We start from the raw sequence: 6539 nt of genomic DNA, 5'->3' as shown, positions 1-6539 counted from the left end.
CGAGTTTGTCGGTGATATGAACGAATTCTAGCTGAATACGGTGTCTGAGATTCTTTAGAATTCTCATACCACGTTATTCGGCTAAATAAGATGTGCTGTGTTCTTTAGATATAGAGCGAAGAGAAGCTAACTCAAATTAAATCAAAGTTAGATTCGCAACAGATCAAGGTCGAACTCGGGAACGAGTCCTTCTTTCATGGCACGTCCAAGCAGTGCAGTAATCGCACCGTAGCCATCATCGCCCAGATTAGCGCTGAATTCGTTAACATACAGTCCGATATGCTGTGCAGCTACGTCAGGGTCCATTTCTTGGGCGTGTTCCATAACGTATGCTCTCGACTCATCCGGGTGCGCCCATGCATATTCAACGGAGGCGCGTGCCCATCCGGCGAGGGCATGAGCGTCCATGTTGCGACGTGCGATGATCGCTCCAAGCGGGATCGGAAGACCTGTGTCGCTTTCCCACCAGTTCCCGAGATCTGTCATTAGTTTGAGATCATAATTCTGGTACGTGAAGCGTGCTTCATGGATGACAAGTCCGGCATCAATCTTGCCGTCCCGCACAGCAGGCATGATTTGGTCAAATGGCATGACAACAATCTCGCCTACACCGCCCGGAACATTTTGCGCTGCCCACAGACGGAATAATAGATATGCTGTCGAGCGTTCACTTGGCACAGCAACCCGTCGTCCAGACAGATATGCTGGATCGGTCGTGCCATTTGCGGTCAGAACCAAAGGACCACAGCCTCTGCCAAGTGCGCCTCCAGCAGGAAGCAGAGCATAGTCAGATAACACGTATGGCAGTGCTGCATAAGATATTTTCATCACTTCAGGTGTGTCGGGTCCATCCGGATTTGCTGCCAGACCATTGGTAATATCAATATCAGCATAACGGACATCCAGCTTAGGTGCGCCCGGGATTAACCCGTGCACCCACGCGTGGAAGATAAATGTATCATTTGGACAAGGGGAAAATGCAATTTTCATGATGTAATAACCTCCCGTAAAATGGAACTTGCAGCCTGAAGCGCATCGAGGGCATCCTTGATGCGCCAAGCGTCGCGGTCGCGTGGACCGACCGCGTTGGATATGGCCCGCAGTTCGAGTGCTGGCACGCCGAACTGCTGCGCAGCTGTTGCCACGCCGAAGCCTTCCATGCCTTCGGCGGCGGCATCCGGCACGCGGCGCAATAGCTCCGCGGCCGTCTCCGCTGTTCCGGTCGCCGTGGACACGGTGACCGCAGTGCCTCCGCTGACAGCGAGCCCAGCCCGCTGCAGTTCATGGCGCAGGCGAGCGGCAAGCTCTGCGTCCGCCGCCACAATGGACGAGCCGAATCCGAGCTCGTCCACACTAAGGAAGCCGTCTGGCGTCTGCGAGCCCAGATCGGCAGCAACCATGGCGTCGGCTACCACGAGGGAGCCGACGTCTGCCCGGCCGGGGAACCCACCGCCGATGCCGGCACTGATCACCAGCATGTAGACTGGTGATCTACCGGTACCGGCAAGGGGCCCCGGCCCATCCGATGTGGCAGATGCCTGTGCCACATCGGATGGGCTTGGCGCAGTGGAACCCTGCGCCAATGCCCTTGTGCTTGCAGCCGCTACGGCATATGCCAATGTAGCGGCTGTTCCTGCTGCGGCCGAGGCTGGGCCAACGCCCGCAGCGATGACGTCAAATCGTTCCGCGGCCGTATCTCCCAAACCACGGAGGACCGCATCTTTTTCCGCATCAACCGCGGTTACAATTAACACACGTTGTGATGAATTTGCTTGTACCGGACTTATATCTGAAGTGCTTATTTCCCCAGTTGAATCCCCGTGGTGTCCACTATTTTCGAATGATGCGTTTGGTTTATTATTCTGATCTTCATCCTGTCTATGTTCATTCATCTCGGATTCTCCTTATGAGGTATTAGAAGTGTAACATATGCCTCCATAGTATCTTTCTTACAGCAAGCTTCTAGTTACACTTCTTAGGGTTATTACTTACTTCTATATTTTCGTGTAAATGTATAGTTCAGCTTATATAAATGGAACTCGGGCATATATTTGTCCACTACAAAAGGACATTTATCTTAATTTTGTCTTTCAAAGAGTGGACACTTTTTCTAAAAAGATACTATATCGACCCAAGAAAATGAAACACTATATATAGATGTTTTCAGATATAAAATTAAAAATGATCTATATGTAGAATATCAACTCTAGGTTGATTGCTCATGTCTGTGTCCACCCTTTGAAAGACATATCTACAATATGCATGCTCAGTGCGGACAGCACGAGTTGGCACTCCAAACGAACAGATAAACGATTAAAAAGGCTGGAGTCTGCCCGACCCATCCAACGCGAATCATATATAGACCTTCGGATTTTAGACCAACAAGCCAAATGAATAACGGGCCCAGTCTACACTCGACCACTGCATAGTAGCTCATTTGTGCAAACCCGAATTTAAAGCAAATACACAGTCTCGCTAACTCTGATTTAGCTGCCTACTGTACGGCCTACCGTTTGTGCAGACAATAGGTCTATAACACAACACAACTAACGCATAACAGACCTAACAATCAATCAGATTAAACGCGCACAAAAAAGTAACAAAGATACAGTGATTATTGAACAATATTTCATCTCCATCATAACGGAAGGGGAAAGACCTGAACAACCTTTGCATGTAATTCTGTCAAAAGCGGTCAAGCAAAGATTTTGGGTAGCCGTATCACTTCAAGTAGCCACATCTAACCACATCACTTCAGATAGCGGTTTTGCTTCACTTTATGTGAACGCAACCCTGATCGAGCCCCGTCGTAAGTCGAAATGAACCTGCTTCCTAAAATTATATATGTCATTTAAACCATATGATCTCTCTCTCTTTCTTAACGTACTCCCAATAAAACAAGAAGTCAAAGTCAACGGTTGACAATTCGATTTAACTGTATTAATAATAGTAGTACAGTTAATACACCTCAGATACAGTCATTTAAACCCATAGGTTATTTCACACATTTACAGAAAGGAGGTGCGGGATGTTCGAATTAGATGTACGCAGCCGTAAGGCGATCTACGAGCAACTAGTGGACAAAGTCAAAGAAATGATCGTATACGGTATTCTAAAGCCCGACGAGCAGCTTCCTTCCGTTCGTGCGTTATCCACGCAGCTGACTGTGAATCCAAATACGATTCAGAAAGCGTATCGTGAGCTTGAACGTGAAGGTTACATTTATTCTTTGCAGGGAAAAGGGAGCTTCGTATCATCGTCAGTGGAACATCCGAATGAAGCCATGAGAGAAGAGATCAGAGAGTCTCTGGTGAAGTTGATTGCAGAAGCTTCGTATTCCGGTTTGACCAAAGCGGATATGACGCTTTTGTTTGAGGAAGCGATGGCCCGTATAGAGAAGGAGGAGCCTCATGATTGAGCTGAATCAAGTCGTCAAAGCGTTTGAACAGGAAAAGGCAGTGGATGGCGTAACGATGCACATACATAAGGGGTCGATCTATGGTTTGCTCGGTTCCAACGGGGCAGGCAAGACATCGCTGCTCAAAATGATGGCTGGCATTTACCGTCAGGACAGCGGGACTGTTCGTATCCAAGATAATGAGATTTATGAAAATATGGATCTCAAAGGCCGCACAATTTTTATGGCAGATTCACCCTACTTTTTCCCGCAATCTTCAATTACTCAAATGGCTGCATTTTATCGTTCTGTCTACCCGCGCTGGAATGAGGAGCGGTTCAAGCAACTGGCCACCGTATTCAAACTGGATGTAAAACGCAAGTTGCATCGCATGTCCAAAGGCATGCGCCGTCAGGCAGCCGTATGGCTGGGACTTAGCTGTATGCCTGAAGTGCTGCTGATGGACGAGCCGATTGACGGCCTTGACCCCGTCATGCGCCAGCAGATCAAAAACTTGCTGTTCCAGGAAGCGGCTGAACGTCAAGTAACCATTGTCATCTCGTCGCACAACTTGCGTGAGATCGAAGATCTGTGTGACCATGTGGCGATTATGCACAAAGGCCGAATTATTGTAGAGAAGGATCTCGATGATCTGAAGGCCGATACGCATAAAATCCAGGTCGCATTCCGCCACCCGGACCATGCCAAAGCCATGGATGAGCAGATTGATATTTTGCATGAAGAGAAACGGGGAAGTGTATCCCTGTACATTGTCAATGGCAACCGACAACAGGTAACGGATCAATTCCGTATACATGATCCGTATCTGCTGGATGTACTACCTCTGACGCTCGAAGAAATCTTTATCTACGAAATGGAGGACGCAGGGTATGATATTCAACCGATTGTTCTGTAACCGGGGCATCCTGATCCAAAATTTCAGACAGCATGGATGGATAGGCATTTTATTTCTCATCACATTGTTGTTCTCACTTCCGTTATATATCGCTACCGAGTACAGGGACGTGCCACAACAGATTACAAGTTTGTTTCAGGCCAATGGTGAAGTGCAGATTTTGTTCGCTATTACACTGCCCGTAGCGGCTGGAATCTTTCTTTTTCGGTACATTCAATCTGGTGCACCTTCGGATCTGTTCCATAGTTTGCCGTTACGTCGTAAACATCTGTTAACGGTGAATCTGTTGAACGGATTTGCCATGATCCTGATTCCAATCTGGATTACAACTGCAATTACCGGCTGGGTATGGGCAGTACTGGATCAACCTGCGTTTCTGTTCGATGGCAGTACGATCTGGATGTGGGGCTTGAGCATGAGCATCTACTCGCTATTTATGTTCATGCTCACTGTGGCGGTTGGCATGTGCATTGGTCAATCGGTGTTGCAGGGGCTCACCGTATACGCGCTCCTCTTGTTACCAGTTGTCGTGTGGTTTGTTTTTTCGCTGCATCTGCAACACTATCTTGCTGGCTATGCTTATGAAGACGTAGGCTTTAATGGGGAGAAACTATCACTTGTCTTGCGTATGGGTTCCATCGGCACGGCTCCAGTAATCCATAAGGAACTTATCATTTATTCGATTTTAGCCATTTTGTTCATCCCGTTGGCATATCTATTTTATGCTAGAAGACAAGTGGAATCTGCCACTCAGGCGATCACGTTTCGAATTGTAAAACCTATATTCCGTTTTGGGTTTATGTTTACACTCGTTCTGATAGGTGGAGCTTATTTCACCTCTATTGCCCCTAGAACTTCAATTGGGTGGGACGTGTGTGGTTACATCCTTGGTGGAATTATGGGTTATATTGGAGCCGAGATGATTATCCGCAAAACCTGGCTCATTTGGACCAGCAGACTGGTTCCAAAATTGATTCTATACGGTATCTTGTCTGGTTTGATCCTGTATGTACCCGTCGCCAATTGGAACGGATATGCCGTCAGAGTGCCTGAACTAAACAAGGTGAACAGCATCAAGCTTGGGGGGGAGCGTTACACTTATAGCAATGGTATTAATCAGAAGGTCGATGATGGTCCACTCTATTCGGATGATCAGAAATATATAGAAGCAATCATCGCTCTTCATCAAAAAATTATTGATTCCGATCTGCCTTTACGAGACCCTATTAATCCGGATGATGATTATGACGAGTATGTACTTATCAACTACAAACTGGAGAACGGCAAGGTGATGAAGCGCAGATATAACATTCCGGAAACTGAATTTCACAAGGAACTGATGGCTGTAAAACAGACCATGGACTACAAAAGGGTTGCCTACAATACGATTAAATTGGATGAGGATGCACTCAGTATTGGACTACGCTCAAGTCTCAGTCCATTTCGTAAGGTATACATTAGTAATCCCGAACAAGTCCGTGAGTTCAAAGAACTGATGAAACAGGACATCTTGGATCAGACCTATGAAGAACAGCGATCCCCGTGGCAGTCGTTTGCTTACGCGGAGATGAATCAGGACTCTACTTCGAAAGATCCATTTCAACCGAGGGAGATGTGGAATTTTGAGATCAAACCTAGCTATGATCGGGTATTGGCTTGGCTGAAGGAGAACAAGTTATACGACCAGTTACTTGTCCAGGCAGATGAGATTGTCTCCGCTCAGTTTGCGAAGCAGGAGATTAACAGTCCGGGTTCGCTTCAGTGGACTGCTCCGCAGCCAGAATATATCGATGGGAGTCTAAGTGGTAACAAACAGATAGCGACTAAAAACAAAGAAATCATTAGTGATTTGCTCAAACGTCAACGGTCTGGTTATTTAACAGAGAAAGATACCATCTATCAGATCAAGTTGAATGTAACTCGTGGCGAGAACATCTATATGATGCTGAAAGAAGAGGATCTGACCGAGGAAATGAAAGCTATTTTGGTCAATCAATAAGCTGAGATGTATAGGTTGTTAACCATTAGCGGAACGGGTTCTCCCGTCGATTGAAGGGTTGATATTAGACCAGGATAACTATATAAATTGAACTAAACATTTACACAAAACGCAGAGGACAGAAAGGACCTGAAGAAGCGGAGCGTTCGCCTTTATCCCCGGATTTCCCCTTTATAAAGGAAATCAAAAAAATACTGGGGATAACAGCGATCGGAAGGTTGTTCCGT

Annotated in this window: 5 protein-coding genes; 3 read left to right on the top strand and 2 right to left on the bottom strand. The window is 46.7% G+C overall.

The genetic code is table 11. From position 1 onward, the window contains the following. Positions 1 to 147 precede the first annotated feature (147 nt). Positions 148 to 990, bottom strand: coding sequence for a 1,4-dihydroxy-6-naphthoate synthase (locus tag D829_RS0117985; protein ID WP_017690309.1), 843 nt, complete (start codon positions 988 to 990; stop codon positions 148 to 150). Further along, positions 987 to 1802 carry a futalosine hydrolase gene (locus tag D829_RS0117980; RefSeq protein ID WP_036661487.1) on the bottom strand — a complete coding sequence of 272 codons (816 nt, stop codon included), beginning with the start codon at positions 1800 to 1802 and terminating at the stop codon, positions 987 to 989. The genes D829_RS0117985 and D829_RS0117980 overlap by 4 nt, the downstream gene beginning before the upstream one ends. Positions 1803 to 3028: 1226 nt before the next feature. On the opposite strand from D829_RS0117980, the gene D829_RS0117975 reads away from it, so the two are divergent. From D829_RS0117975 to D829_RS0117965, 3 genes are read left to right on the top strand one after another with little or no spacing between them, the layout of a single operon-like run. Further along, complete coding sequence (locus D829_RS0117975) at positions 3029 to 3418, top strand: GntR family transcriptional regulator (protein WP_017690307.1); 390 nt, start codon at positions 3029 to 3031, stop codon at positions 3416 to 3418. Further along, on the top strand, positions 3411 to 4313 hold the full coding sequence (locus D829_RS0117970; RefSeq protein ID WP_017690306.1) for an ABC transporter ATP-binding protein: 903 nt from the start codon (positions 3411 to 3413) through the stop codon (positions 4311 to 4313). Before D829_RS0117975 ends, D829_RS0117970 begins: the two co-directional genes overlap by 8 nt. Beyond that, on the top strand, positions 4288 to 6312 hold the full coding sequence (locus tag D829_RS0117965; RefSeq protein ID WP_017690305.1) for a hypothetical protein: 2025 nt from the start codon (positions 4288 to 4290) through the stop codon (positions 6310 to 6312). The genes D829_RS0117970 and D829_RS0117965 overlap by 26 nt, the downstream gene beginning before the upstream one ends. Positions 6313 to 6539: the final 227 nt, after the last annotated feature.

The organism is Paenibacillus sp. PAMC 26794, from assembly GCF_000316035.1.
GTDB lineage: Bacteria > Bacillota > Bacilli > Paenibacillales > Paenibacillaceae > Paenibacillus.
Note: the sequence above shows the minus strand (reverse complement) of the source record. Positions and strands in the feature narration are given on the sequence as shown.

What these genes read in the sequence shown, in the direction of transcription:
- D829_RS0117985 (WP_017690309.1), bottom strand. Translation starts at nt 990, where the DNA reads ATGAAAATTGCATTTTCCCCTTGTCCAAATGATACATTTATCTTCCAC.
- D829_RS0117975 (WP_017690307.1), top strand. Translation starts at nt 3,029, where the DNA reads ATGTTCGAATTAGATGTACGCAGCCGTAAGGCGATCTACGAGCAACTA.
- D829_RS0117970 (WP_017690306.1), top strand. Translation starts at nt 3,411, where the DNA reads ATGATTGAGCTGAATCAAGTCGTCAAAGCGTTTGAACAGGAAAAGGCA.
- D829_RS0117965 (WP_017690305.1), top strand. Translation starts at nt 4,288, where the DNA reads ATGATATTCAACCGATTGTTCTGTAACCGGGGCATCCTGATCCAAAAT.